Origin of the sequence: Streptomyces sp. NBC_01320, from assembly GCF_035974375.1 — a bacterium.
GTDB lineage: Bacteria > Actinomycetota > Actinomycetes > Streptomycetales > Streptomycetaceae > Streptomyces > Streptomyces yanii.
In genome coordinates this window covers 9,257,925-9,282,595 of the sequence record NZ_CP108390.1, presented here as the reverse complement: position 1 = coordinate 9,282,595, position 24,671 = coordinate 9,257,925, and the positions used below count along the sequence as shown (strand labels likewise).

Below are 24,671 nucleotides of genomic sequence, written 5' to 3'. Positions count from 1 at the left end.
ATGCAGCCACCCCACCTCCCACCGCTGCCCGCACTGACGCGCGCCGAGGCCGAGTTCATCGACTGCTACCTGGAAGTGCTCGACCAGCTGGGCCGGATCAACCCCGCCCGCGGCAGCGACACCTACGGCGCGCTGCGCGCGGCCCAGGCACTCGCCTCGCGGTCGGGCGCCCTGCGGGACGCGCTCACCATGATGCACGAGCGGGGTGAAGCACAGATCCACGCCGCGACGTTGGCACGGGCCCTACGCGTGTTGGACGGGGAGCGGCGGGCCGGACGGGTCACCGTGCCCCCGGCCCCGATGAGTTGATCATCTCTCCGTAGGCGACACGCCCGGCACGCTGATCGAATTTTCTCGCTCGTCCGGCGCAAGGAATCCCCCGCGAGAGGGACAACTCGACTTGCGCCGCCGACGTGGACGGTGAGCGAAATATGCCGTTCCGTCGCTGGTACGGGACCGGTCGAGACGGTCTGACGAGTACCCAAATCACCCCTCGCTCAACCAAACAGACCATTAGTGGCGAACTTCGCATATCGCTGTTTTGCTTCGGAAATCCGGCAGCCGGTGAGTCAAGATCCGTGGGACGACAAGCCCCCGCCACCACGGCGAGGCGGTCCGGGCGGACGCCGAGTCCTGCCGCCGCCCGGATGACTGGTCGACAGAAGTGGATCGGCAGGAGTGGAGGACCCGAGCACAACGGGTCGACCGGCATCCGGTCGACCCTCGGGGTGAAGCCGCACCGCGCGGCCGGGCAACTTCGCCAGCCCGAACCCGACAGGTCATCCTTCACAGGCGGCTGACGAAGGGTTGCGCATGACTGCGCAGGTTCATGTCCCGTTTCTGATCGCCCGGGCCGGTACGGCCACGGTTCTGACCCTCGCCGCCGTCGGCGGCTCCATGATCGTCCCCGGCGTCGTGACCGACGCCCAGGCCGCGACGCGTGCGACCAAGGCGCTCAAGATCGCCGCGTCGAAGAAGGGATCGCCGTACCGGTACGGGGGCACCGGCCCCCACCGTTTCGACTGTTCCGGGCTGACGCTGTATGCGTTCAAGAAGGTGGGCAAGAGGCTCCCACGCACGGCCCAGCAGCAGTACAACAAGACCCGTCACGTCTCGGCGTCGAAGCGGAAACGTGGCGATCTGGTCTTCTTCCACTGGGGACGCAGCGTCTACCACGTCGGCATCTACGCCGGCAGGGGGAAGATCTGGCACTCCCCGAAGACCGGTTCCGTCGTGCGGCTGGAGAAGATCTGGACGAGAAGCGTCTGGTACGGACGAGTTCGCTGATCCCTCCGATTCTCCTCCGGCTCCCCCATTCACCACGTGCTTCAGTACACCAGGGGTCCGGTCACCAGGACCAGCCCCAGCGCGGTGAGCGCCGCGCCGCTGCCGCCCTCGATGGCGCGGGCGGTACGCGGCCGGCGCAGCCACCGGCCCAGGCGGTCCACCAGGAGCGCCACGGACGGGAACCAGATCAGCGCGAGCAGCACGACGACGGTGGCCAGCAGCAGGGTCCTGGGGAGGGGCGGCTGTCCGTCAGGGACGAATTGCGGCAGCAGGCTCAGGAAGAGCACGGGCGCCTTGGGGTTCAGAGCGTTGGTCAGAAAGCCCTGGCGCAGGGCGCGCCGCGCGCTGGTCGCCGTCGGCCCTCCGTCCACCCTCGTGCCCACGCCAGCATCCCTGGTGCGGCGCCATGCCGCGTGCACGCCACTGATTCCCAGATAGAGGACGTACGCCCCGCCGAGCAGCTGGACCGTGCTGAACAGGACGGGCACCGTGACCAGGACCGCCGCGAGCCCGGCGACGGCGAGCGCCGTGTGGATGAGCAGTCCCCCGGCGACCCCCAGCGCCGTGGCCACCCCGGCCGCACGCGAGGCGAGTGCGTTCCGTACGACCACCGTGAAGTCCGCGCCCGGCAGCGCCACCATCCCTGCGGCGACCCCGATGAAGGCGATCAGTTGTCCGTCCATGGGTCCACCATGGACCGACGTAGCCTTCAGCATGTACTTGCAATCTTCTGGGTCTGCCAAAAGGAACGCTTAATGTTCGACCCGACACGGCTCGCGGCGCTGGTGGCGGTCGCCGAGGCCGGTTCGATCACGCGCGCCGCTGCCCGCCTCGGCTACACCGCGCCCGCACTCTCCCAGCAGCTGGCCAAGCTGGAGCGGGAGGCGGGCGCCGCGCTGCTGGTGCGCCACCACCGTGGCGCCCGGCTGACGGCCGCGGGCGAGCTGCTGGTCGTACGCGCCCGGCGGGTCCTCGACGAGATGGACCGTGCGCGCCACGAACTGAGCCGACTGGCCGGGCTCTCCGGCGGACGCCTCCGGGTCGGCACGTTCACCACGGCGGGTATCCATCTGCTGCCGCCGGTACTGAGCGCGTTCCGGCGCGCCCACCCGGATGTGGAGCTGTCCGTCACGGACTACGAACCGCCCGGGGGGATCGCCGCCGTCGCCTCGGGTAAGGTCGATCTGGCGCTGACCCATGCGTACGAGCCGGGGCCCGCGGCGCCGGTGCCGTCCGGGGTCTGCGTGGAGCCGCTGCTGGTCGAGGAGCTGGTGCTGATCACTGCGGTCGGCCAGGTGCTGTCTGAGGGCACGGGACGGCTGCCGGTTACGGAGCTGGCAGACCGGCCGCTGATCAGCAGCGCACCGGCCCATCCGCCCCGCCGCGGGGTGGAGAACGCCCTGGCCGAGGTGGGGGCGACGCCCGCGGTGGTCTGCGAGTCGCCCGGCTACGCCCTGGTGTGCGCCCTGGTCAGCGCGGGGATCGGGATGGCGGTGGTACCGGAGATGGTCGCCGCGATGTCGCCGACTCCGCTGTCCGTGCGGCGGCTGGAACCCGCGGCGTTCCGGCGGACGATCTCGGTGGTGCACCACGGCGAGCGCGCGAGCGGAGCGGCGGCGACGCTGTGCGCGCTGCTGCGCGGCGGCTTCGGGCGGGCGACGTCGGCCCAGTGACGTGCGCCGCCCGCTCGGGCAGTCAGGTCTGGGCGGGTACGGTCCACGGGAGCGCGATCCAGACGGTCTTGCCCCCCTCGCTGGTGGGCGTCACCCTGAGACGACCGCCGCACTCCTTGGCCAGACAGCGGATGATCACCATGCCGCGGCCGTTGTCCTGCTGCACGGCAGCGGGCAGGCGCTGGGGCCGGCGGGGGTGACTGTCCGTCACCCCGAGGTGCAGCTGCTCCTCCCGCTCCAGCCGGAGGTCCACGGTGAAGGTGGGCGACTGACCGAAGGTGTGCTGGACGGCGTTGGTCACGAGTTCCGAGACGATGAGCCGGATGGTGTCGGCTGTCTCGGTGTCGTCGGGCAGTCCCCAGTCGGCGAGCACCCGGGCCACGTATCTCCGGGCTGCGGGGACCGAGACCGGCTCGCTGGGCAGAGTGACACGTGCTTCTTGATGGTCTGCCATGGCGAGCCGTCCCTTTCCCGCCCGGACCGACCCGCGACCGGTCCGGGATGTGCTTCGCGCCAGATTGCTACTGATGCTGCCCGCTGTGACGGCGATCCAACGAGATATGCATATATCTGTCGCTCGAAGCGGTGAACTCCGGCCCGGACAGGCGTGGGTGGCGTCACACTGGCCCCTCGGTACGAGAGGGAGGGAGGCCGCCGATGCAGCACGGCCCCGCAGTACGTCGCCGCAAACTCGGGGAGGAACTGCGGAGTCTGCGCCACGCGTCCGGACTGACCAGTCGGGACGCCGCACGGATCCTCGGCTGGCACCAGTCGAAGGTGAGCCGGATCGAGACCGGTGCGAGTGGGGTCAAACCGGCCGATGTGGGCCGGCTGCTTGATGCCTACGGCGTGGACGACGCACAGTTACGGGCACTTCTGGAGATGCTCGCGGGCTCGGCGGGCGGTGGTGGCACGGGCTGGTGGCACGCCTACCGCGGCCTCATCCCGCCCCAGTACCGGGACTTCATCAGTCTGGAGTCCCAGGCCCGGACCGCCCGCACATTGGAAACCTCGGTGGTTCCCGGGCTGCTGCAGACCGCCGACTACGCGCGGGCGGTGACCCGTTCATCCCTGGACGGCCTGCCCGCCGGTCAGCTGGACTCGCTGGTGGAGGTGCGGCTCGCGCGGCAGGGAGTGCTGCGGACGGATCCGCCGTTGCGGCTGACCGCAGTGCTCGACGAGGCGGTGCTGCGGCGCGAGGTCGGCGGGCGCCGGGTGATGCGGGAGCAGCTGCGCCATTTGGCACGGTTGTCCCAACTGCCCCATGTACAGGTGCAGTTGCTGCCATTCTCGGTCGGCGGATACATCGGCATCACTGGACCGTTCGTTATCTTCTCATTTCCGAATACTTCTGATCTGGATGTGGTCGTTCTTGACCATTTGACGAGTAGCCTCTACCTGGAGCGGAAAGAAGACCTTGAGGCGTACAGCTCGGCCTTCCGCACGATGCAGGCACACGCGCTGTCGCCGGAGCACTCGTTGGACCTCATCGCCGCGATCGACCGCGACGGTTAGGAACCTCAGACTGCCCGAGGGGGCCCGATGTCCGATTGCCTCGCACAGCACGAGTTACGGTGGCGGCGCAGTAGCCGCAGCACGGGTATGAACAACTGTGTGGAAGCGGCTCCGTTCGGCACGGAACAGCTGGCCGTGCGGGATTCCAAAGACGTGTCCAGGCCTCCGCTGCGGTTCTCCGCGGCGGCCTGGACTTCGTTCGTCTCCGGTCTGAACGACGGTCCGGTCGGCTGACCGGTCGGCTCCGTCAGGTCAGTGGCGCGGTCCGCAGGACGGTCGCCACCGCGGTCGCGATCTGCGCCTCCGTCAGATCGGCCCGTGCGGTGAGCCGCAGCCGCGAGATGCCGTCCGGGACCGACGGTGGGCGGAAGCAGCCCACCGTGATCCCGGCCGCGCGGCAGTCGGCCGCCCAGCGCACCGCCGCGTCCGGCGAAGGCGCCCTGACCGAGACGACTGCGGCGTCGGGGCGTACGGCGGTCAGCCCCTCCGCGGTCAGCCGTTCGTACAGTGTGGTGGCGACCGTACGGGCCCTGCCCGCGCGTGCCGGCTCGCGGCGCAGCAAGCGCAGGCTCGCGAGAGCCGCGCCCGTCGCGGCCGGTGCGAGCCCGGTGTCGAAGATGAAGGTGCGGGCCGCGTTGACCAGATGGTCGATCACCCGGGCCGGCCCGAGGACCGCTCCGCCCTGACTGCCCAGGGACTTGGAGAGGGTGAGGGTGGTGACGATCCCGTCACCACCCGCGAGACCGGCGGCGGCGAGGCCGCCGCGCCCGCCCTCCCCGAGCACGCCCAGACCGTGCGCGTCGTCGACGAGCAGCGCGGCGCCCTCCGTACGGCAGACGTCGGCCAGTTCCGGCAGCGGCGCGGCGTCTCCGTCGACGGAGAAGACCGAGTCGGTGACGGCCAGGGCGCGGCCGCCGTGCGCGCGCAGCTCCTTGGCGACGGCTCCGGGATCCGCGTGGGGTACGACGACGGTGTCCGCCCGGGAGAGGCGACAGCCGTCCACGATGGAGGCGTGGTTGCCCGCGTCGGAGACGATCAGGGAGCCACGGCCGGTGAGGGCGGTGAGGGCGGCGAGATTGGCCGCGTAGCCGGAGGAGAGGACGAGGGCCGCTTCGAAACCGCAGAATTCGGCGAGTTCGCGTTCGAGGTCGGCGTGCAGCGCGGTGGAACCGGTGACCAGCCGGGAGCCGGTGGCGCCCGCACCCCACCGGTGCGCGGCCTCGGCGGCGGCAGCGGTCACCTCGGGGTGCCGGGTGAGGCCCAGGTAGTCGTTGCTCGCGAGGTCCAGCAGTTCCGGCTCGGCGGGCCGGGGGCGCAGGGTACGGACGAGCCCGGCGTCCGCACGGCGGCGCGCCTCGTCATCGATCCAGTCGAACGGGGCGAAGGACATGGCGGCGGTCCCTTTTGTAGGCAGCTCACAGACCCTAACCGGGGGCGCGGCCCGTCATGGTGTGGCGATACACACACACCATGTGGGCTCTGTTGTCCGGTTCCTCCTTGGCTGTGGGCGGTGCTGTAAGCCAGGATCGTGACCATGGACCTCCTGAACACGTTGGTGGACAAGGGGCTGCGGCGCGAGCTGCCGACCCGCGAAGAAGCGCTCGCCGTGCTGGCGACCTCGGACGACGACCTCCTCGAAGTGGTGGCCGCGGCCGGGAAGGTGCGCCGTCAGTGGTTCGGCCGGCGGGTGAAGCTGAACTATCTGGTCAATCTCAAGTCCGGGCTCTGCCCGGAGGACTGCTCGTACTGCTCCCAGCGGCTCGGCTCGAAGGCCGAGATCCTCAAGTACACCTGGCTGAAACCGGACGAGGCGTCGAATGCCGCCGCCGCCGGGGTGGCGGGCGGCGCGAAGCGCGTCTGTCTGGTGGCGAGCGGCCGCGGTCCGACGGACCGGGACGTCGACCGGGTGTCGCAGACGATCGAGGCGATCAAGGAGCAGAACGAGGGCGTCGAGGTGTGCGCCTGCCTCGGTCTGCTCTCCGCCGGGCAGGCCGACCGGCTGCGTTCTGCGGGCGCCGACGCGTACAACCACAACCTCAATACGTCCGAGGGGACGTACGGGGACATCACCACCACCCACACCTATGCGGACCGGGTGGAGACCGTCCAGCAGGCGCAGGCCGCGGGACTCTCGGCGTGCTCCGGACTGATCGCCGGGATGGGTGAGAGCGACGCGGATCTGGTCGACGTCGTCTTCTCGCTGCGCGAGCTGGACCCGGACTCGGTTCCGGTGAACTTCCTGATCCCGTTCGAGGGGACCCCTCTCGCCAAGGAGTGGAACCTCACCCCGCAGCGCTGTCTGCGCATTCTGGCGATGGTCCGGTTCGTCTGCCCGGATGTCGAGGTCCGGCTCGCGGGCGGCCGAGAAGTGCATCTGCGCTCGATGCAGCCGCTCGCCCTGCACCTGGTCAACTCGATCTTCCTGGGCGACTATCTGACCAGTGAGGGCCAGGCGGGGCAGGCGGATCTGGACATGATCGCGGACGCCGGTTTCGAGGTGGAGGGCGCGGGCACGACGACGCTGCCCCGGCACCGTACGGACGCGGCGGCCGAGGCGGAGACCGGTGGCGGCTGCGGCTCGCACGCGGGGGGCTGTGCGCCCTGCGGTGACGTGGCCGACGAGCCGGGGGACGCCGAGGCCGGGACGCCGGGCGCGCGTACGGATCTGGTGGCGGTCCGCCGTCGTGGCGCGGGAACGGATCTCGCACCCAATGCCTGAGCCCCTCTCCCCGGCCGAACTGCGGGCCCTGGACCGGGACCACGTCTGGCATCCGTACGGCCCGATGCCGGGCCGGCAGGAGCCGCTGGTCGTGGAGTCCGCGTCCGGGGTACGTCTGCGGCTCGCCGAACCGGCCCACGGGCAGATCGAGTTGGTCGACGGCATGTCGTCCTGGTGGTCGGCGGTGCACGGCTACAACCACCCGGTGCTCAACGAGGCGGCGCGTGGCCAGCTGGACCGGATGAGCCATGTGATGTTCGGCGGGCTCACCCATGAGCCCGCCGTGCGGCTGGCCGCCAGGCTGGTCGAGATCACACCGGAGCCGCTGCGCCATGTCTTCCTCGCCGACTCGGGTTCGGTGTCGGTCGAGGTCGCGGTGAAGATGTGTCTGCAGTACTGGAACTCGACCGGAAAGCCCGCCAAACAGCGGCTGCTGACCTGGCGCGGCGGCTACCACGGGGACACCTGGCAGCCGATGTCCGTCTGCGACCCCGAGGGCGGCATGCATGAGCTGTGGTCGGGCGTGCTGCCCCAGCAGGTCTTCGCCGACGAGCCGCCGGGCGGTTTCGACGAGGAACCGGATGAGACGTACATACAGCATCTGCGGGGGCTGATCGCGCAGCATGCCGATGAGCTGGCCGCGGTGATCGTGGAGCCGGTGGTGCAGGGTGCGGGCGGGATGCGGTTCCACTCCCCCGGCTATCTGCGGGTGCTGCGCGAGGCGTGCGACGCCCATGACGTGCTGTTGGTGTTCGACGAGATCGCGACCGGTTTCGGGCGTACGGGGAAGCTGTTCGCCGCCGGACATGCCGGGGTCTCCCCCGACGTGATGTGCGTCGGCAAGGCGCTGACCGGGGGCTATCTGACGATGGCGGCGACCCTCTGCACCTCACGGGTGGCGGACGGTATCTCGCGCGGCAAGGTCCCGGTGCTTGCGCACGGGCCGACCTTCATGGGCAATCCGCTGGCCGCATCGGTGGCCCTCGCCTCGATCGATCTGCTGCTCGGCAAGGACTGGCAGCAGGAGGTCAAGCGCCTGGAAGCGGGGTTGCTGGGCGGCCTGGCCGGGGCCAGCGCGATCGCAGGTGTACGGGATGTACGCGTTCTGGGCGCCATCGGCGTCGTACAGCTCGATCACGACGTGAACATGGCGGCAGCCACCGAGGCCGCGGTCCGTGAGGGCGTGTGGCTGCGCCCGTTCCGGGACCTGATCTACACGATGCCGCCGTATGTGACGGGCGACGACGATCTGGCGCGAATCTGCCGTGCGGTGTGCGCGGCGGCGCGGGAGGGCTGAGATGTCGGTACTGATGGTGAGCGGTACGGGTACGGAGATCGGCAAGACGGTCGTCACGGCGGCCGTGGCCGCGGTGACGGTCGCCTCCGGGCGTTCGGTGGCCGTGCTCAAGCCTGCCCAGACGGGCGTTGCGCCGGGCGAGCCGGGCGATGTCTTCGAGGTGCGCAGGCTTGCCGGCGAGACGGTGACCGGCCTCGAACTGGCGCGGTTCCCCGAGCCGTTGGCGCCGGACACGGCCGCGCGGCGGGCGGGCCTGGCGCCCGTGCGCCCGGAACAGATCGCGGAGGCGGCCGAGAAGCTCGCCATCGAGCACGATCTGGTGCTGGTCGAGGGCGCGGGAGGGCTGCTCGTACGGTTCGACGACGCAGGCGCCACGCTCGCGGACGCGGCGCGGCTGCTCGGCGCTCCGGTCCTGGTCGTGGCACCCGCAGGGCTCGGCACGCTCAATTCCACCGCGCTGACCTCGGAGGCGCTGCGGACGCGTGGGCTGGAGTGCCTGGGCGTGGTCGTGGGCAGCATGCCCGCCGAACCGGATCTGGCCGCGCGCTGCAATCTCGACGATCTGCCGGTTGCGGCGGGCGCGCCGCTGCTGGGCGCCGTACCGGCGGGCGCGGGCGCCCTCGCGCCCGCCGAATTCCGTGCCCGGGCGGCGAGTTGGCTGACCGCGGAGCTGGGCGGGAACCGGACCGCCGACTGACGGCTGAGTGGCCCGGGACGGGGCAGAATCAAAGTAGCCGTACTTTGCCGGCCGGGGTTTCTCACGTCGGGCAGCTCCGGTCGGGCGGTCCCGCCCGACCGGAGCTGCCCGGTGCAGCCGGTCCTGTCGAGGAGGTCCGTCATGCATCTGCGGAGCACGAAGATCCCGAAGGACGCGGTGCACCACCCGGTCTTCGCCCGGTTCTACGCCCGCATGAGTGTGGCGGCGGAGACCAGGGCCGGGATGGCGGCCATTCGCTCGGAACTGCTCGCCGGCCTGTCCGGACGCATCATCGAGATCGGCGTGGGCAACGGTCTGAACTTCGCCCACTATCCGCCCGCCGTCTCCGAAGTGGTGGCGATCGAACCCGAGCGCGCCCTACGTCAGTTGGCGGTACGGTCCGCGCTGCGTGCCGGCATTCCGGTGGATGTCGTACCGGGTGCCGCGGAGGCGCTGCCGGTGAAGAGCGAGGCGTTCGACGGGGCCGTCGCGTCACTGGTGCTGTGCACCGTACGGAATGTCGAACGGTCGCTCGCGGAGATCGAGCGGGTGCTGCGTCCCGGCGGGGAGCTGCGCTTCTTCGAGCACGTGCGGGCCGATGACCGCGCCATGGCGACGGTGCAGCGGGCACTGGACCGCACGGTGTGGCCGCTGCTGGGCGGCGGGTGTCATACGGCGCGGGACACGCTCACCGCGATCGAGGAGGCCGGGTTCGTGGTGGAGACGTACCGCAAGGTGAAGATGCCGGACTGGGGGATCCGGCTCCCCACTTCTGAGTGCGTCCTGGGCGTGGCCCGTCGGACGACCGTGGTGGACACCTCCTGAGACGTGCGGGCCTGTCTTCCGGATCAGGCGCTAGTCGTCCTGCTCAAGCCGGTCCGCGAGCGCCCGCAGCGCGTCGGCGAGGTCCTTCTTCGTGGGCAGCTCGTCGATCTTCTTGTCGAGCTCGTCGAGCCGCTTCTCCAGGTCGTCGAGGCTCGCCGGTTCGCTGGGTGCGGGGCTGCCGGTGGGATCCGGGTTGTCGGTGGGATCCGGGCCGACAGTGGGGTCCGGGGGTCCGGTCGGGCTCGGCGCATCGCTCGGGCTGGGGTCGACACCGCCCGAACCGCTCACGCTGCCGCTATCGGAGCCGCTGCCGTCCGTGCTGCCGCCGACGACCTCGCCCGTGCCGGGCTCGGACGTCGCGGTGGGGACAGGGGTCGGATCGGCCGAGCCGTCGTCCGGCGCGCCGACGGCGATCGCTCCGCCGACTCCGAGCACCAGGGCCGCCGCGGCGCCCACGACCGCGACCGTCATCCGTCTCGCACGTGTGTTCCATATATGTGTCATGTGCCGGACGTTAACGATGCTTCACGACGGAAGGCGGTATTCCAGGGAACTCACACAACAGGATTCACAGACTCCACTGACGCAGTTCGTCGGCGATGGCCCGGACGTCGGCCTTGCCCTCCTTGACCAGCCGGGCCAGGTCGCGCACCTGCTCGGCCGACGTGATGACCTTCAGCCCGGAGGCGACGAGATAGCCGTATGCGACGGCCGAGGCGAACATCGCGTTGGAGTGTTCGAGCGCGGGGACATGCAGGAGCAACTGCAGGAGCGCGGCCGCCCTGGAGTGCGGATCGCTGTAGACGGCGCTGCCGAAGATCTCCGCCTCATGGCGGGCGACCGCGGCGACGAGCGCACCCCAGTCGACGACCTGCGGGTCACCGGGCGTCTTGTGCTCGGCGACCATGAGCAGCCAGGAGAGGTCGATCCGGAGGTTCAACGGTTGCCTTTGCGCTCCGGGCCGAACTCCTCGGCGAACACCGACTCGTACTGCTTCATGAAGTCGGCAGCGGCTTCGACAAAGGTGTGTCCGACTTCGCCCGCATCCTGCTTGACGAGTTCCTCTATGTAGCGGTTCACGCTCATCCCCCTCTGCAGGGCGCGCTGCCGCGCGGCCTCGGCGGTGGCCTCGTCCACTCGTACGTTCAGCTGAGTCTTGGGCACTCCACCAAGCTAGCGCGGGATTGCTAGCACCGGCAAGAGGGCGGTTCGGCGTACGGATGCGGCTCGCCCTTGGCAGAGTAGGTGGACCGTCCATCGACTGAATCTGCTGATCCAGCACGTCCGGGCCACCCGCGACCGTCGTGCGGCCGTGCGCGAAGTGCTGCCGAAGACACCTCACCTCGACGAGGACCAGGCGCTGGCCCTGCCGCTGTTCACGGTGGGGACGATCCGGCAGATGGCCGCACAGCTCAGAGAGCAGCGGGAGCGCTACGGCTTCTCCTACCTGACGGTGCCAGAGCCGAACATGAAGGCGTTCGCCCCGGTCCTCCAGGAACGCGCGGGGAGCTGACCGCATGGCGGAATTCGTTCGACGGTGCGGCGGGCCCGATGATGAGGTAAAAGCATGAATGATCTCGCGATCCGCGCAGCGGCACCGGCCGACCTCGACGCCGTCCTCGCCTTCTGGAAAGTGGCGGCGGAAGGCACCAGCATCAGCGACGACCGGGACGGCATCGATCGACTGGTCGCCCGCGACCCCGGAGCCCTCATCCTCGCGGAACGTTCCGGCGAGCTCGCCGGAACGGTGATCGCGGGCTTCGACGGCTGGCGGTGCCACCTCTATCGGCTCGCGGTCCATCCGGACCGGCGGCGGCAGGGCGTCGGCCGGGCGCTGCTGACGGCGGCGGAGGAACGATTCGTACAGCTGGGCGGACGGCGTGGCGATGCGATGGTGCTGAACCGCAACGAGCTCGCACACCACGCCTGGCATGCGGCGGGGTATGCGCCCGAGCCTCAGTGGAGCCGCTGGGTGAAGCACCTCAAGGACTGAGACCGTGGGCCGGGACACTCTCGGAGATCACCCGCATGCGGCGCAACTTTGCCCTTCCTTTACCATGGATGTTCATATGACCGCCCCTTCCCGAAAGGTGTGAGCGTCCGCCCATGGGCGAGCCTCCCAGTAGCCGACATCGCCGACGCCAGGCGAGCCTCCTGCCCCTGCCCGATCATGGGACGGAGGTGAACCGATGACCGAAGTGCTTCTGCTGCTCGTGGCGGTCCTGCTCTCACTCGCCTGCGGTGCCTTCGTCGCCGCCGAGTTCTCTCTGACCACCGTCGAGCGCGGCCAGCTCGAACGAGCCGTGGAGCGGGGTGAACGGGGCGCGGCGAGCGCCATGAAGGCGGTGCGCAGTCTCACCTTCCAGCTCTCCGGCGCACAGCTCGGCATCACCGTCACCAATCTGGTCGTCGGCATGCTCTCCGAACCGTCGATCGCGAAGCTGATCCGCGGCCCGGTGGAGGCCACCGGCCTGTCCCCGAGCGTCTCGTCCTCGCTGGCGCTGGTACTCGGAACAGCGCTGTCCACGGTCTTCCTGATGGTCGTGGGCGAACTCGTCCCGAAGAACTGGGCGATCTCCTCGCCGCTCGCCGTGGCGAAGGCCGTGGCCACCCCGCAGCGTGCCTTCACCGCGATCTTCCGGCCCTTCATCAGCCATCTCAACAACACGGCCAACCGGATCGTGCGCCGCTTCGGTCTCGAACCGGCCGAGGAGCTGGCCTCCGCCCGCAGCCCGCAGGAGCTGGTGGCGCTCGCACGCCACTCGGCCAAGGCGGGCGCGCTGGAGGCGGACACCGCGGAGCTGTTCGTCCGTACCCTCAATCTGGCCGAACTGACCGCGGAGAACGTGATGACCCCGCGGGTCCAGGTCACCGCGCTGGAGGTGCAGGCGACCGCCGAGGACGTCGCCAATGCCACCAGGGCGACCGGACTGTCTTGCTTCCCCGTCTACCGGGGCAGCCTCGACACCGTCGTCGGTGTCGCGCACATCAAGGACGTCCTGGCGATCCCGGCCGAGGAGAGGTACCGCAAGCGCGTGTCGGAGATTTTGCGCGAACCCCTGCTCGTACCGGAGAGCCTCACGGTGGACCGGCTGCTCGACAGGTTGTCCAGCAAGTTCCCGATGGCCGTCGTCATCGACGAGTACGGCGGCACGGCCGGTGTCGTGACGCTGGAGGACATCGTCGAGGAGGTCGTCGGCGAGGTGCGCGACGAGCACGACCCGCACGAGACGCCGGACCTCGCACCGGCGGGTGAGGACGCCGACGGGCGCACCCTGTGGTCGGCCGACGGCGCCGCCCGCATGGACCAGTTGCGGACGATCGGACTGCGGGTGCCGGACGGACCGTACGAGACGCTCGCCGGACTGATCGCCACGGAAGTCGGCCGGATCCCTGTCGTCGGTGACTCCGTCGAGCTGGCCGGCTGGCGGCTCGACGTCGTGGACGCCTCCGGGCGCCGCGCCGCACGGGCGCTGCTGCACGCACCGCTGCCCGGCTCCGACGACGAGACGGAGGACGGACAATGACCGCCGTCCAGCTCTTCATCGGTCTGATGACCCTGGTCGTCAACGCGTTCTTCGTCGGCGCGGAGTTCGCGCTGATCTCCGTGCGCCGCAGCCAGATCGAGCCCCAGGCGGAGGCCGGGAACCGGCGTGCGCGGAGCGTCATCTGGGGCCTGGAACATGTGTCGGCGCTCCTCGCGGCGGCGCAGCTCGGCATCACGCTCTGCACGTTGGTCCTCGGCATCGTCGCCGAACCGGCCATCGCGCATCTGCTGGAGCCGGTCTTCGACGTGGTGGGTGTGCCGCACGGACTGGTCCATCCGATCTCGTTCGTGATCGCACTGACCCTGGCGACGTATCTGCACATGCTGCTCGGCGAGATGGTCCCGAAGAACGTCGCACTGGCCGAGCCGGTACGGACCGTGCTGCTGCTCGGTCCGCCGCTGGTCACCCTCGCCAGGGCTCTGCGGCCGGTGATCTTCACGGTCAACGCCTTCGCCAACACGCTGCTCAAGCTGCTGCGGGTGGAGACGAAGGACGAGGTGTCGTCGACATTCTCCGACGACGAGCTGGCCCGGCTGGTGCAGGACGCCGGTGACGCCGGGCTGGTCGACGACCGCGCCGCCGAGCGGCTGCACCACGCGCTGGAGCTTGGCCGTCGCCCGGTACGGGACGTCGTGCTGCCGGTCGAGAAGGTGGTCTACGCCAGGATCGGGACGACACCCGAGGAGCTGGAACGGCTCTCGGCCGAGACCGGATTCTCGCGCTTCCCGGTGATGGACAGCGAGCAGCGGATCCTGGGGTACCTCCATGTGAAGGACGCCCTGGACGCCGCGCCACGCGATGTGCCGTTCCCGGTCACCGCGATGCGGCCGATCGCCCGGGTGCGGGCGGCGACGCCCCTCGACGACGTGCTGACCGCGATGCGCCGGAGCCGTACACACCTGGCGGCAGTGCTCGACGAGGCCGACAGGCTCGCCGGCATGGTCACGATGGAGGATGTGCTGCGCGAGCTGGTCGGACGGCCGCAGGCACGCTGACGGACGGACCGGGGTTACGCGACAGCGCTCACGGGCGTGGCCCCGCGCCGGGGCGCGAGCGGCGGGGCCACGTGGCGGGGGACGCGCCACGTGGCCGGCCGGAGGACCGGGACAGGCTGACGGGCCATGGCAGTCTCCACCGCACTCTGATCATGTGCCCTGGTCGTAGGGCGCCTCATGCTCACTCCCGGCCTGTTGCCGACCGGGCCGCTCACCGCGCCCGGCCTCGTCCGGTCGGCCCTGCCGATCGCCTTCGCGCAGGTTTTGTACGGCCGGCTGCCGCGGGCGCGGTGGCCGGCCCGGAGCTCGGGGACGGTCGTCGCGGGCTCCGGGCTGCGGCCGGCCCTCAGCGACTGCCCCCGCCACCGGACGCGGGGCGCGGCTCCGCCGCGGAAGGGGCCGGACCCCACCGCGATACGATCCCATGGCCATGGAAATGAATGCCTCCTACACCAGTCTTGTCGCGGTCGGCGACTCCTTCACCGAGGGCATGTCGGACCTGCTGCCCGACGGCTCGTACCGCGGCTGGGCCGATGTCCTCGCGAGCCGGCTCGCCGCACGCACCCCCGGGTTCCGGTACGCGAACCTCGCCGTGCGCGGGAAGCTGATCCGCCAGATCGTGACCGAGCAGGTCGATGCGGCCGCCGCCATGCAGGCGGACGTCGTCACTCTGGTCGGCGGTCTCAACGACACCCTGCGGCCCAAGTGCGACATGGGAATGGTGCGCGGCCGACTGGAAGAAGCCGTGGAACGCCTCGCGCCGTCGTGCAAGAAGCTCGTGCTGATGCGCAGCCCGGGCCGCAACGGACCAGTCATGGAGCGCTTCCGCCCCCGCATGGAGGAGCTGTTCTCCCTGGTCGACGAGTTGGCGGACCGCCACGGTGCGCTGGTCGTCGATCTGTACGGGGCACCGGCACTCGGCGATCCCCGGCTGTGGGACGTCGACCGGCTGCATCTGACGGCCGAGGGACACCGCAGGGTCGCCGAGGCGGTCTGGCAGACGCTCGGGCTGCCACCGGAGCACGACTGGCAGACGCCACTCCCCACCGCGGTGCCCCCGCGGTGGGCGACACGGCGCGTCGACGACCTCCGCTTCGCGCGGCAGCATCTGGCGCCGTGGATAGGGCGGCGTCTGACCGGCCGGTCGTCCGGGGACGGACGGACCGGCGCCCAGTTCAGCTCTGAGCTGGGGAAGGCATTCTGGGTCACCCCCGAGGACGCCCTCGCCCCGGGCCCGGTGGCGACCTGGCGCCGGGTGGACGACGCCCGCTAGTGCCCCTCCCGGCAAGGCACTGGACCAGGGGCACCCTCGGCTCGGCTGTCGGACATACGTGTCCCGACGCGTGCCCGTCCTCCGCGCACTCAAGGTGCTCGGTGTCCAACCGGACGAGGGCCTGGGGCGCCACGAGCAGCTCGTGCCGGTTCATGAAAGACAGTCGAACGTCCGGCATTGACAACCGGGCGTCGCGGGCTGCCACGTGCTCGAATGGGCGATGCGTCAGGCGTGGCAGCTGCTGCAGCTGCCGGCCGTGAGGTGCGGGCCCCTCCGCCAGTCCGGGGGCGACGCCCATGAGGCGGTCCGCGCGGCCTGCCGCCGCTCCGCGAACTCCCGGTTGGTGAGCGTCTGTCGGCGATAGGCGTCGGGGAGATCCGGCATCGACAGCAGCCGGTCGCAGGCCCGGAGCGATCCGTCGATGTCACCGACCCAGCAGGCGGTGACCGAGTACTCGAAGAGCAGCCCCCAGCGGTACACCCAGGGCTGGACGAACAGCAGGTCGTCCGGCGCTTCCCGGTCGAGTCCCGCGCAGGCGAAGGCGTGCGCGGTGTGATGGCGGCCGAGGCCGCGCAGCCGCGAGGAGAGTTCGTAGCAGGCTTCGAGCCGTTCCGGGCGGGCCTCCCAGGCGCGCGAGAAGGCATCCATGGCGGACGGCCAGTCGTCGGAGTCGGCTCGGAGGATCCCGGCCTGCAGTAGCGAGCAGTACACCTCTTCGCTCCAGCCCCCCATCTGCGCACGGCGCTCGTACAGCGCGATCGCCTTCTCCCTCTCGCCGAGGTCGCGCATGGTCTGGGCCAGATAGAAGACGGTGCGGGTATTGGCGGGGTCGCGTTCGAGCTCGGCGCCGAGCAGCCGTGCGTCGCGTTCGAATTTGTCGTGCCGCGATCCTCCGTCGTCGTGGTCCTCGATGACGAGAGCGTCCAGCAGCTCCTGGTCGTCGCGCTGGTCAGTGGTGAGGAACTCGTGGGCGACGCCTTCGTACCGCCAGGCGATGTCACCGCGGACCAGGCGCTTGCTGCGGCACTCGGTCGCGCCCTCGTGCCGCAGCACGTACGAGTCGGCGGTCAGCAGGGGCAGTGGACCGGTCCTGCGGACCACCAGGTCGGCGTCCAGGAGAAGCAGGTAGTCGGCTTTGGCGTGCGCACGCCGGATGTTCAGGCTCCGGTTGTGGCCGAAGTCCACCCAGGGGTCCTCGTGGAGTTCGCCCGGGATGCCGTCGAGTGCGGCACGGATCAGCCGTTGGGTTCCATCGGTCGAACCGGTATCGGAGATCACCCAGGTGTCCACCAGACCGCGGACGGAGGCGAGACAGCGCTCGATGACGCGCGCCTCGTTCTTGACGATCATGCACAGGCAGATGGACGGCTTCATGGCAACACCAATCCCCGGCAAGTAGGTCCGAGAGACGTTAGGGAAACCGCCCGGGAAGGTGGTGGCGGCACGCCGGAGTCGGGCACCCGGGTCACCGTCGCGCGGGTCTCCCACGGCATCGCGGCCCGTCACCGGGGCAGTCACGCCGTTGCCGCTGCCGACCGGACGAAACCAGGTCGATCGGACCCTCTTCCACGCCGGCTCCCACCCCTCAGAAGGGTGAGTCGGCAACCTGTCCCACCTCCCAGGGACCGCCTCAGCACAGTCCGAGGGATCGTCAGACCGGGCCCGGATGCCGTCCGGTCCGAAGCGGTCCTGACCGAACCCAGCCATGACAGCGTGGTTCTGCCCCACCGGGGGGTGAACTCCCCGTCCAGGGCCTGTCTCAGCGTGCGCTGGAGTCGCTCTGGGCGCCGTTCCGGTTGCCCTTCACCGATTCCGAGGTCTGCCCAGGGTCCGGTACCTCCGACTTCCCCTTGTCCGTCCGGTCCTTCTCCTTCGATGTCTGGGGACCGAGAAGCCCGTCGCAGTAGCCCGGCACCGCCGATGCGCCACCGGCCGCAGCCTCCAGGCGGTCGAAGGCCGTAGCGTCCGCGGCCTTTCCCTTCCCCTGAACCCGGCGGTACGCACGGCAGTGCGCCTCGTCGTCCTGTGCCTGGTCCGGGTGGCCGGCGGAGCGACCGACGCCCGGCAGATCCGTCGGCCCTTGTCGTGTACGTCCTGCGGCGGGATTCGGCGCACCTGACTGGGGGCTGCCGGGAGCATCGGATGCGGTGGAGGCACTCCTCGCGGGGTGTGCGGGACGCGTCCGGTCGCGCCGGTCGTCATCGAACGGCGTAGGCATCGCGCCCGACCCCGCGGCCACCGCGACCCCGCCGAGCGTCGCCGCGGCCGCGAAGCCGGCGATCATCGCCCGCGCCGAGCGGACGAAGCGCAGCCGCTCGACCGGTCGCCAGTCATCGCGTCTGCGACGCCGCAGCGGCGACACGGGTGCGAGTGCCCCCTCGTCGCGCGCCGACCGGAAGGCATCAAGCGCTCGCTGCTCGGCTACGGGGCCGGCCTCACCGGAACGTTGCACGGCTGCCAGCAGAGCGGCCACTTCGGGGGATACCGGCGCATCGGTCGCCTGTGGCGATTCATCTCTCATGTCTCATCTCTCAGCGTGCGGCGCGACGTAGACGTCACACTGCCCGACCCTCCTGATCCCAGATGCTCGGCCAGTCTCTTCAGTCCACGGTAGGCGGAGGTGCGTACGGCCCCCGCACGTTTGCCGAGCACCCGCGCCGTCGCGGGACCGTCGAGGCCGACCACGACACGGAGCAGAACGGCTTCCGCCTGCTCCCGCGGCAACTCGCGGATGAGTGCGAGTGCCTGCTGGGTGGAGAGCGTCTCCAGGGCGGATCCGGCGGTGTCCTGACTGTCCGGCAGTTCGAGGATGTCCTGCTCCAGAAGTGCGGTGCGCGGCCGCCGCCGCTGCCTGCGCAAGTGGTCAAGCGCCCGGTGCCGAGCGATCGTCGCGGTCCAGCCGCGAAACCCCGCCCCGTCCCCACGGAACCGTCCGAGATCACGGGATATCTCCAGCCAGGCGTCGGACGCCACGTCCTCGCCGTCCTCGCCGACCAGTCCCCGTACGTAGCCGAGCAGCCCGGGATGAACCAGCCGGTACGCCACGGCGAAGGCCTCCTCGTCACCTTGCTGAGCCCGCTCCACCGCAGCGCCGAGTTCGGCGTCGTCCAACTGCCCGCGGCGCTGTTCCCCGCCTTTGGCCACACTTTCCTCTTCGTACCGACTGCGTCCGACGTATACCGCCCCGAAACGGCTCACCGGGCCCTCGTCCCTCGGCCCGTCCACCCCTCTACTTCCTCTGCGTGACGGCACACAGAAATGTCACAGCCAGGGGGTCCGCAATGCGAGGGCAACTTGCTGCGCGAGCCCGGATCCGCCCAGGTCACAGGGCGGCGACGGGGCGGCGGGCGCGCCCGTGCAGCAACAGGTAGAAGCGCTGGAGCGACTCCTCCGACGCCGACTCGAATCGGTTCGCCACCTTCCCGATCGGGTTCCAGAGCCGCCCATCGGGCATGCGGACACCCGCCGGCTGTCCGAACAGCTCCCGCTGGCCGTCGTCGAGGTCCACCCACCGGCCGCCGGCCCGGCGCACCATGACTTCGCCGGTGTACGCGCCCAGCCCCCGCAGAAACGGCTCGACCTGTGCCCGCTCCGGCCGGCTGCGCCGCAGCCCGTCGACGATCAGGTCGACGAGCCGCAGGCTGACCACGGAGTAGTCGAGCGGCAGTCGGTTCCGCTCGGTCAGCTGCGTGACGAAGCGCGTGACATAGGCACGCATCTCCGACACCGCAGGAAGCTTCTCAAGATCACCATCCATGCCTGCCCCAGCGACGGACGGCCGGAGAGCATCACAGGTATCGGACGTGTCTGTTCTCATACGGCGAGTTCCAGCCAGTTGTACAACCCACCGTCCCTCTCACGCGTCGGCGGGCTCCACCGCGTCAGCCGATGGCGATACGCGGATGGGCGGAGGGCTTGATCCACGCCATGATGCTGTCCATGGAGGAGCGCGGCACCGAGACGCACCCCGCGGTCGCCCCGCTCCCGTTGACGTGAAGGAAGATTCCTGCCCCGCGACCGGGGGTGGCCGGCCAGCGGTTGAAGTTGATCACCAGTGCCTTGGCGTACTGCGTCGGATAGTTGACAAGGTGTTCGCTCCCCCGGTCGCCGGTCTCGACAAGGGGGAAGTCCGCACCGGCGGAGGAGTGCATCGAGTTGTAGTACTTCGACTCCGGATCCTCCACCCACCAGTGGCTGGAGTTGACCCGGGTGTACGGCATGGCCGTGCCCCCGGCCTCGACACCGAAGCCTTCGGTGATGGTGTACGTCCCCGAGGGCGTGGTGTACGTGCTCTGCTTGCGGGTCGCACCGTCCGCGACACCGTTCGACCCGACCCGGCCGCTCGTGGAGAGGACCGATTTCCAGCCGGCCGAACCCTTGGCCCACGCCGTGACGGTGGCGTACGAACCGCTCGCCTTCACGGTGATGAGCTGCGTGGCGTCACCCACGGAAGCGGGCACGGGGAATGAGGGCGCCGATGTCGGTGCCTGGGCGGCCCCCGTACCGCCGTCCGCGTGCGTCCCCGTCCCTCCGACGGAAGGCGAACGGTTGCCGGACGGCTTCACGGATACGGAGGCGGACGCAGAGGCGGAGGCCGACCCGGAAGGGGACGCGGAGGCGGAGGCCGAGGCGGAACTACTGGGAGAGTGGGACGCGTTCGGCACCTTCGCAGCCTCACTCCGGGAACTCGGCACGACATCTGCGGCAGAGACGCCGTGATCCTGGCGGCCGCAGGCCGACGCCAGGAGCATGACGCCGGTACCGGCCATGATGATGGGCATCTTTCGGGAAAAGGGCAGCACGGTGCATTCCTCCGGGGACAGGTGAAGTGGGCATCCCGGCCGCCGGCGAGAAAGGCGGGGAGAAGGCGGGACGGTGAGAGCGACGCGGTTATACATCAGCTCGTCATCGACATGCGAGCCGGCGAATATTTCGGACGAATCGCCACCAGCTCGACCACGGGCGGTCCACCCACCCCATCGCCGCCCCCGCCGTCACCACCCAAACCATGATCTACGCCACTCGAGGCCGAGCTGTGTGACGTTTCGACACCTCCATGCGCTGGGTACACCAGGCCGCCTGTGTGACGGGTGTGCCGTCGGCGAACTTCTCCGAGGGGTGGGGCATTTGAGCCCGCGCACGTCGCATGCGTACAGAGCGATGAGCCTGAAACGCCGCGCCTGGCTGACCGTCGGCGCCGTCGTTCTCGGCGGGGCCGGTGTGGTGACGGTCGCCATCGCGAATCCGTCCGACGGCACGGCCGGTCCCAAGGGCCCAAAGGCGCGTCCGGCGACACTGCGGTCGCTCGCGATCAGCGGTGGCACCGCCACGGAGCGGCAGTTGCCGACCACCGGCACGGCGCCGTTCTCACTGGTCGGCATCGGCTGGGACGGAGCGGCGAAGGTGGACGCCACCGCTCAGGTCCGTACCCGGTCGGCCGACAAGGGCACGTGGTCGTCCTGGCGCGAGCTGGAGGTGTCCCCCGACGGACCGGACGGGCGGGAGCAGGCCGCCGCGCACCGCGCCACCGAGCCGCTGTGGGTCGGAGCGTCGGACGCCGTGCAGGTGAAGGTGGGGTCGGGGCGGCAGGGCAAGGCGCTGCCGAAGGGCCTCGAACTGCACATGGTCGAGCCAGGCGTCAGCAAGGCGGAGTCCAAGAACCCTGCGGGGGCGACCCTCGCGCCCGGCGGTCCTGAGAACGCGGCGTTCGCGCTGGAGGGGACCTCGACGCCCACGGAGTCGGACACCGCCGGTGCTCCCACCGACACCGCCACGCCGACCGGTCCCGGAACGCCGTCGGCCACGGACGCCGCCTCTCCGACGGAGACCACTGCCGTCACCCCGACGCAGACGGCCACCGTCACCCCGACGGAGTCCATCACCGCAACGCCCACGGACACGGGCACCCCGACTCCCATACCCACAGCGCCGCCGTCGACGGTCAACCGGCCGCCGGTCATCAGCCGTGCCCAGTGGGGCGCCGACGAGTCGCTGGTCGAGGATCCGCCCGAGTACATCGACAAGGTGCAGGCGGTCTTCATCCACCACACCGTCGACACGAACAACTACAGCTGCGGCGACTCGGCCGCGATGGTTCGCGCGATCATGACCTACCACGTGAAGACCGACGGCTGGAACGACATCGGCTACAACTTCCTGGTCGACAAGTGCGGTCAGATCTTCGAGGGCCGCGCCGGCGGCGTCGACCTGCCGGTCAAGGGCGCCCACACGTACGGCTTCAACTCCTACTCGACGGGCATTTCGCTGCTCGGCAACTTCGAGACGGGCAAGCCGACTCCGGCCGCGCTGCAGTCCGCGGCTCGCATCGCCGCCTGGAAGCTCGGTCAGTACGGCGTCAGCCCCACCGCCAAGGTGACGCTGACCCGCCTCGTCACCGATGCCGACGGCAACACCGCGCCCGACGGTGACGTCACGTTCAACACCATCGCCGGACACCGCGACGGGTACGCCACCAAGTGCCCCGGCACGTACCTGTACTCCAGGCTCAGTGCCATCCGGACGTACGCCACCAACGGCACCCGCAACGCCGCGATCCCGACCACCGACTTCAACCGGGACGGCATCACCGACCTGATCGTCGGCCTCCCGAAGGCGGCGAGCAGCGACGGAAGCGTCACCGTGCTGCCCGGCACCGAGGACGGCCCGAACTCGGCGGCGAAGCGGACGCTGAACCAGAACAGCGCGGGTGTTCCCGGCAGCTCCGAGGCGGGCGACCGGTTCGGCTCGTCCAACGCCTGGGGCGACGTCAACGGCGACGGGTACGCCGATCTGGTCGTCGGCGGGCCCGGCGAGGACATCACCCAGGCCGACAACGGCACGGTCGTCGTGATGTACGGTCCCGGCCTCACGACCGGCAAGGGCTACTCGGTCACGTCGTCCGGGCGGATCGGCGGCGAAAAGCTCGGTACGACCGTCACCACCGGTGACTTCAACGCCGACGGCAAGGCCGACATCTTCTCCGTCGCGCCGGGCAAGCCCGGCCGCTGGTGGGCCTGGGACGGCAGGACCGGCGCAGCAAAGTCCGGATATCTGAACACCACCGCCTACACCTCCGCGGTCAGCTACGCGGCCTCGGTCACCGGCGACTTCAACAAGGACGGCTACGCGGACACTGCCGTCAGCTACCGTGACCCGAGCGGCATCGGGCGCCTGCTGTGGCTGAAGGGTTCCACCACCGGTCTCCAGCGGGTCGGCATCCTCGACGCCCGCGGCGGACGTTCGCTGGCCGCCGGTGACGTCAACGGCGACGGTGCGACCGACCTCGCGGTCGGCCAGCCCTCCGCCACCGAGTCCGGGCACACCGCCAAGGGCGGCGCCGTCACTGCGGTCTTCGGTTCGGCGACCGGCCTGACCTCGACCGGCCGCAAGACGATCCACCAGGACACCACCGGCGTACCGGGCGGCGGCGAGACCGGCGACGACATGGGGGCGTCCGTCTCCATCGGCGACGTCGACCTCGACGGGTACGGCGACATCCTCACCGGTGCCCCGGGCGAGGACATCACCCGCGGCGGCGTCAACCAGAGCAACGCCGGACAGGTCTTCCTGATCCGCGGCTCCGCCACCGGTCCCACCGGCACCGGGGCCGTCGGATACAGCCAGGACACCACCAGCATCCCCGGCTCCACCGAGCCGAACGACCGGCTCGGCTCGTCCGTGTCGCTCACCGATCTCTCCGGCTACTCCCGGGCGGACATCGCGATCGGCGCGGACGGCGAGGACGCCGACAACGGCACGATCCTGCAGCTGGACAACACCAGCACCTCGGGCATCGACACCGGCACCGGCCTCTATTACGGGGTGTCGGCGCTCGGTTCGTCCACGGGGATCCGGATCGGGCTGAACCTGGCCCCGTAACTCCCGTCCTTCCCCGCACACGGACCCCGGAGCCCCTCGGCCTCACCCGAGGGGCTCCGGTCATGCGTGGGCGCGGCCACCGCCTCGTCACCTTCGGTCTCTACGGTGCGCCCCTACGGACAGAGGCAAAATGTGCGGACAGGCGGCGCGCCAGGCGTCGACCGCGTCGCCGACCCGGCGCACCGACCGGTGATCTCGGATGTCCACCCACGCGGATCAGGCGCAGTGGCGGCAGGGAGAGACCTACGTAGGCTTGATCGCGTAGGAGAACAGGCTTCCTGTTCCAGGGGGCTGCTGTGCGGTGCTTTCACAAGGAGACACGCCATGTCCGGTTCCCCTGGGGGTTCCCGTCGTTCGGAGAACGATGCCGCCGCATTCACGGCCTCGCCGCAGTTGGCCCGAGCGATGCAACAGATCGTGGTGGATCTCGTCGAACTGCATCTCCAGGGGAAACAGGCGCATTGGAACGTGGTCGGCCGCAACTTCCGGGACCTGCACCTGCAACTTGACCAGATCGTCGACGACGCCCGGGAGTCGGCCGACATCATCGCCGAACGCATGCGCGCTCTCGGCACCTGGCCGGACGGCCGCTCCGAGACTGTGGCGGCGAGCACCACACTCCCCGCGTTCCCGGAGGGAGAGGTAAGTGTGAGCTCTGTTGTCGATCTTGTCACCGCACGCCTGCGTGCCACTGCCGATACGGTGCGCACCCATCATGACCAGGTCGACAGCGAGGATCCCTCCACGACGGACCTGCTGCACACGATCATCGACATCCTGGAGAAGCACGCCTGGATGGTCAGCATGGAGAACCGATCCCTTTGACCCCGCGGCCTGCCCTGCCCCTGGAGGCAGGGACGGGAAAGTCCACTGTTCTCAATACCGCCGGGTATCCCGTGTTGAGCGGACAAGGCGTGGCAGGGCACCGGCCCCGCCGTCCGCGTCCCCTACCGAGGCCGCTGGG

28 protein-coding genes and 1 riboswitch are annotated in these 24,671 nt (G+C 70.1%); of the genes, 17 read left to right on the top strand and 11 right to left on the bottom strand.

Going from position 1 to position 24,671, the window contains the following annotated elements; translation table 11 throughout:
• Complete coding sequence (locus OG395_RS42280) at positions 1-309, top strand: hypothetical protein (RefSeq protein WP_327247642.1); 309 nt, start codon at positions 1-3, stop codon at positions 307-309.
• Between the two features lie 337 nt (positions 310-646).
• Positions 647-810, top strand: a riboswitch (cyclic di-AMP (ydaO/yuaA leader).
• 3 nt (positions 811-813) lie between these two features.
• On the top strand, positions 814-1,287 hold the full coding sequence (locus tag OG395_RS42275; RefSeq protein WP_327247641.1) for a C40 family peptidase: 474 nt from the start codon (positions 814-816) through the stop codon (positions 1,285-1,287).
• 41 nt (positions 1,288-1,328) lie between these two features.
• Here the strand turns inward: OG395_RS42275 and OG395_RS42270 are convergent, their stop codons facing one another.
• Positions 1,329-1,970, bottom strand: coding sequence for a LysE family translocator (locus OG395_RS42270; protein ID WP_327247640.1), 642 nt, complete (start codon positions 1,968-1,970; stop codon positions 1,329-1,331).
• Positions 1,971-2,042: 72 nt separating this feature from the next.
• Here OG395_RS42270 and OG395_RS42265 point away from each other — a divergent pair, with 72 nt between their 5' ends.
• The gene (locus OG395_RS42265; RefSeq protein ID WP_327247639.1) at positions 2,043-2,960 is read left to right on the top strand and encodes a LysR family transcriptional regulator; all 918 of its coding nucleotides are present in this window, start codon (positions 2,043-2,045) and stop codon (positions 2,958-2,960) included.
• Positions 2,961-2,982: 22 nt separating this feature from the next.
• Here the strand turns inward: OG395_RS42265 and OG395_RS42260 are convergent, their stop codons facing one another.
• Positions 2,983-3,414 (bottom strand): ATP-binding protein, encoded by a 432-nt coding sequence (locus OG395_RS42260; protein ID WP_327247638.1) that lies wholly within the window; start codon positions 3,412-3,414, stop codon positions 2,983-2,985.
• Positions 3,415-3,617: 203 nt separating this feature from the next.
• Between OG395_RS42260 and OG395_RS42255 the strand changes: the two genes are divergently transcribed.
• Both OG395_RS42255 and OG395_RS42250 read left to right on the top strand, forming a co-directional pair.
• A complete protein-coding gene (locus tag OG395_RS42255) occupies positions 3,618-4,475 on the top strand; it encodes a helix-turn-helix domain-containing protein (protein ID WP_327247637.1) in 858 nt (285 codons plus the stop codon).
• A gap of 27 nt (positions 4,476-4,502) precedes the next feature.
• Positions 4,503-4,709: a DUF397 domain-containing protein gene (locus tag OG395_RS42250; RefSeq protein WP_327247636.1), complete on the top strand. Its 207-nt coding sequence runs from the start codon at positions 4,503-4,505 to the stop codon at positions 4,707-4,709.
• 13 nt (positions 4,710-4,722) lie between these two features.
• Here the strand turns inward: OG395_RS42250 and OG395_RS42245 are convergent, their stop codons facing one another.
• A complete protein-coding gene (locus tag OG395_RS42245; RefSeq protein WP_327247635.1) occupies positions 4,723-5,865 on the bottom strand; it encodes an 8-amino-7-oxononanoate synthase in 1,143 nt (380 codons plus the stop codon).
• A gap of 144 nt (positions 5,866-6,009) precedes the next feature.
• Here OG395_RS42245 and bioB point away from each other — a divergent pair, with 144 nt between their 5' ends.
• From bioB to OG395_RS42225, 4 genes are all read left to right on the top strand, one after another.
• A complete protein-coding gene (gene bioB / locus OG395_RS42240) occupies positions 6,010-7,194 on the top strand; it encodes a biotin synthase BioB (RefSeq protein ID WP_327247634.1) in 1,185 nt (394 codons plus the stop codon).
• A complete protein-coding gene (locus OG395_RS42235) occupies positions 7,187-8,491 on the top strand; it encodes an adenosylmethionine--8-amino-7-oxononanoate transaminase (RefSeq protein WP_327247633.1) in 1,305 nt (434 codons plus the stop codon). The genes bioB and OG395_RS42235 overlap by 8 nt, the downstream gene beginning before the upstream one ends.
• 1 nt (position 8,492) lies before the next feature.
• Entirely contained in the window at positions 8,493-9,188 is a 696-nt protein-coding gene (gene bioD / locus OG395_RS42230; RefSeq protein ID WP_327247632.1) for a dethiobiotin synthase, read from the top strand.
• A 141-nt stretch (positions 9,189-9,329) separates the two neighbouring features.
• Entirely contained in the window at positions 9,330-10,013 is a 684-nt protein-coding gene (locus tag OG395_RS42225) for a class I SAM-dependent methyltransferase (protein WP_327247631.1), read from the top strand.
• Positions 10,014-10,043: 30 nt separating this feature from the next.
• On the opposite strand, the gene OG395_RS42220 is transcribed toward OG395_RS42225, so the two are convergent.
• From OG395_RS42220 to OG395_RS42210, 3 genes are all read right to left on the bottom strand, one after another.
• Positions 10,044-10,517, bottom strand: coding sequence for a hypothetical protein (locus OG395_RS42220; RefSeq protein WP_327247630.1), 474 nt, complete (start codon positions 10,515-10,517; stop codon positions 10,044-10,046).
• Positions 10,518-10,581: 64 nt separating this feature from the next.
• Entirely contained in the window at positions 10,582-10,953 is a 372-nt protein-coding gene (locus OG395_RS42215; RefSeq protein ID WP_327247629.1) for a fic family toxin-antitoxin system, toxin component, read from the bottom strand.
• On the bottom strand, positions 10,950-11,177 hold the full coding sequence (locus tag OG395_RS42210; protein WP_024493431.1) for a hypothetical protein: 228 nt from the start codon (positions 11,175-11,177) through the stop codon (positions 10,950-10,952). Before OG395_RS42210 ends, OG395_RS42215 begins: the two co-directional genes overlap by 4 nt.
• 148 nt (positions 11,178-11,325) lie before the next feature.
• On the opposite strand from OG395_RS42210, the gene OG395_RS42205 reads away from it, so the two are divergent.
• The 5 genes from OG395_RS42205 (at position 11,326) to OG395_RS42185 (ending at position 15,829) form a co-directional block, all read left to right on the top strand.
• Positions 11,326-11,526, top strand: coding sequence for a hypothetical protein (locus OG395_RS42205; RefSeq protein ID WP_327247628.1), 201 nt, complete (start codon positions 11,326-11,328; stop codon positions 11,524-11,526).
• Between the two features lie 54 nt (positions 11,527-11,580).
• Entirely contained in the window at positions 11,581-12,006 is a 426-nt protein-coding gene (locus OG395_RS42200) for a GNAT family N-acetyltransferase (protein WP_327247627.1), read from the top strand.
• A 196-nt stretch (positions 12,007-12,202) separates the two neighbouring features.
• On the top strand, positions 12,203-13,540 hold the full coding sequence (locus tag OG395_RS42195; RefSeq protein ID WP_327247626.1) for a hemolysin family protein: 1,338 nt from the start codon (positions 12,203-12,205) through the stop codon (positions 13,538-13,540).
• Positions 13,537-14,556 carry a hemolysin family protein gene (locus OG395_RS42190; protein WP_327247625.1) on the top strand — a complete coding sequence of 340 codons (1,020 nt, stop codon included), beginning with the start codon at positions 13,537-13,539 and terminating at the stop codon, positions 14,554-14,556. Before OG395_RS42195 ends, OG395_RS42190 begins: the two co-directional genes overlap by 4 nt.
• 430 nt (positions 14,557-14,986) lie before the next feature.
• Positions 14,987-15,829, top strand: a complete 843-nt coding sequence (locus OG395_RS42185) for an SGNH/GDSL hydrolase family protein (RefSeq protein WP_327247624.1) — start codon at positions 14,987-14,989, stop codon at positions 15,827-15,829.
• A gap of 225 nt (positions 15,830-16,054) precedes the next feature.
• Here OG395_RS42185 and OG395_RS42180 read toward each other — a convergent pair whose 3' ends face one another.
• The 5 genes from OG395_RS42180 to OG395_RS42160 form a co-directional block, all read right to left on the bottom strand.
• Entirely contained in the window at positions 16,055-17,203 is a 1,149-nt protein-coding gene (locus OG395_RS42180; protein WP_327247623.1) for a glycosyltransferase, read from the bottom strand.
• A gap of 385 nt (positions 17,204-17,588) precedes the next feature.
• The gene (locus OG395_RS42175) at positions 17,589-18,350 is read right to left on the bottom strand and encodes a hypothetical protein (protein ID WP_327247622.1); all 762 of its coding nucleotides are present in this window, start codon (positions 18,348-18,350) and stop codon (positions 17,589-17,591) included.
• Complete coding sequence (locus OG395_RS42170; RefSeq protein ID WP_327247621.1) at positions 18,347-18,973, bottom strand: RNA polymerase sigma factor; 627 nt, start codon at positions 18,971-18,973, stop codon at positions 18,347-18,349. The genes OG395_RS42175 and OG395_RS42170 overlap by 4 nt, the downstream gene beginning before the upstream one ends.
• 178 nt (positions 18,974-19,151) lie before the next feature.
• Positions 19,152-19,547: a hypothetical protein gene (locus tag OG395_RS42165; protein ID WP_327249631.1), complete on the bottom strand. Its 396-nt coding sequence runs from the start codon at positions 19,545-19,547 to the stop codon at positions 19,152-19,154.
• A 163-nt stretch (positions 19,548-19,710) separates the two neighbouring features.
• Positions 19,711-20,277, bottom strand: coding sequence for a L,D-transpeptidase family protein (locus OG395_RS42160; protein WP_327247620.1), 567 nt, complete (start codon positions 20,275-20,277; stop codon positions 19,711-19,713).
• On the opposite strand from OG395_RS42160, the gene OG395_RS42155 reads away from it, so the two are divergent.
• The 3 genes from OG395_RS42155 (at position 20,264) to OG395_RS42145 (ending at position 24,532) form a co-directional block, all read left to right on the top strand.
• Complete coding sequence (locus OG395_RS42155; RefSeq protein ID WP_327247619.1) at positions 20,264-20,548, top strand: hypothetical protein; 285 nt, start codon at positions 20,264-20,266, stop codon at positions 20,546-20,548. The two genes, OG395_RS42160 and OG395_RS42155, sit on opposite strands and share 14 nt — an antisense overlap.
• A 441-nt stretch (positions 20,549-20,989) precedes the next feature.
• On the top strand, positions 20,990-23,707 hold the full coding sequence (locus OG395_RS42150) for an FG-GAP-like repeat-containing protein (RefSeq protein WP_327247618.1): 2,718 nt from the start codon (positions 20,990-20,992) through the stop codon (positions 23,705-23,707).
• Between the two features lie 324 nt (positions 23,708-24,031).
• The gene (locus OG395_RS42145; protein WP_327247617.1) at positions 24,032-24,532 is read left to right on the top strand and encodes a Dps family protein; all 501 of its coding nucleotides are present in this window, start codon (positions 24,032-24,034) and stop codon (positions 24,530-24,532) included.
• The last annotated feature ends 139 nt before the right edge of the window (positions 24,533-24,671 follow it).